Annotated in this window: 2 protein-coding genes; both read right to left on the bottom strand. The window is 68.4% G+C overall.

Annotation, left to right across the window (positions count from 1 at the left end; translation table 11 throughout):
* Window positions 1-272 precede the first annotated feature (272 nt).
* Window positions 273-998 (bottom strand): response regulator transcription factor, encoded by a 726-nt coding sequence (locus A6M56_RS18710; RefSeq protein WP_286758309.1) that lies wholly within the window; start codon window positions 996-998, stop codon window positions 273-275.
* Window positions 995-1,395, bottom strand: a 401-nt coding sequence (locus tag A6M56_RS18705) for a response regulator (protein ID WP_286758307.1), incomplete at its 5' end; no start/stop codon positions are given. The genes A6M56_RS18705 and A6M56_RS18710, both read right to left, overlap by 4 nt.

The following is a 1,395-nucleotide window of genomic DNA, read 5'->3' as shown; positions in this document are numbered from 1 at the left end:
ATCGGCGACCAGATGCCGCCGGATGCCGTGATCATTGCGCCGGCTCCGCCAGCGGACCGGTAGCAAGCGTAGGGTGCGTTCCACGCACCATTTCACCTCGGAGCACCGTTGTGCTTCGTTGCAGAGCTTGTCTTCGAATCGCTGCACTTGGCACGGGCTGAAAAAATGCATAAAAGCCCGGCCAGCAAATGATGTCGGTCGTGCCATGGCAGGGAGGGTCAAAGGCCCGTGCCTTTCCAGTGAAGGCGGCCTTGGCAAAAAAGCGGCGGCACTCAGTCCCAGCCCACCTCCGCCGCAAACAGATAACCCGCGCCATACACGGTGCGGATCAGCTGCGGATGCTGCGCATCGGCTTCCAGCTTGCGGCGCAGGCGCGAGATGCGCACGTCGATGCTGCGGTCGAAGGGCGAAATGTCGCGCTCGTCGAGCAGTTGCTCGCGGCTCAGGATGCGGTTCGGGCGCGCCAGGAAGGCTTTCAGCAGTTGCGCTTCCGCCGTGCTGAGCGTCCATTCCGTGCCGTCCGCGGCGCGCAAGACGTTGTTGCCGGTATTGAAGCGCCAGCCGGCGAACAGCGCCGTGCCCGCGCGCTGGTGCGCGCCGGCGGACGATGCGGTGCGGCGCAGGATGCTGCGCACGCGCGCCACCAGCTCGCGCGGGTCGAACGGCTTGGCGACATAGTCGTCCGCGCCCAGCTCCAGCCCCATGACGCGGTCGCCGACGTAGCCGCGCCCGGTCAGGATCAGGATGCCGCAGCCGTGCCGCTCCTGCAGCCGCCGCACCACCTCCATGCCGTCCATGTCCGGCAGGCCGAGGTCGACGATGCACAGGTCGGCGGCATGGCGTTCCATGCGCCGCAGCAGCTCGGACGCGGTGCGGCACATGGTGATGTCGAAACCGAAGTCCTGCAGCGTGCTTTGGATCACGCGGGCGACGTCGGCGTCGTCCTCGACGACGTAGATGCATTTGCCGTGGCTGTCGGCGGCGGATTTCCTCGTCATGGCGCCTCCATGTCCAGCGCCGCCTGCAGCATCGCCTTGGTGAACGGCTTCTTCAGCACGTACAGCGGCGCATCCTCGGCCGTGGCGGCCTGCGCGTCGTCGGCGTAGCCGCTGATGAGCACCACGCGGATGTGCGGGCGGCTTGCGCGCGTGGCGCGGCCGACCTCGCGGCCGTTCATGCCGCCGGGGATGACGATGTCGGACACCAGGATGCCGATGTCGGGCACGCTGTGCAGCAGCGAGAGCGCCTCCGCGCTGTCCTGCGCTTCCAGCACCGGGTAGCCGAGCTCGGTGAGCTGGCGGCGCACCACCGTGCGCACATCGTGGTCGTCTTCGACCAGCAGCACCAGCGGCTTGCGGCCGGCGCCGGCGGCGGCCGCTTCGCCGGCGCGTTCCG

Source organism: Ralstonia sp. RL, assembly GCF_001683835.1.
Classification (GTDB): domain Bacteria; phylum Pseudomonadota; class Gammaproteobacteria; order Burkholderiales; family Burkholderiaceae; genus Ralstonia; species Ralstonia mannitolilytica.
The sequence above is the reverse complement of the archived record's forward strand: the minus strand, read 5'-3'. Positions and strand labels throughout refer to the sequence as shown.

Excerpts from the sequence above, each read along its gene's own strand:
- A6M56_RS18710 (WP_286758309.1), bottom strand. The coding sequence starts at position 998 with ATGACGAGGAAATCCGCCGCCGACAGCCACGGCAAATGCATCTACGTC.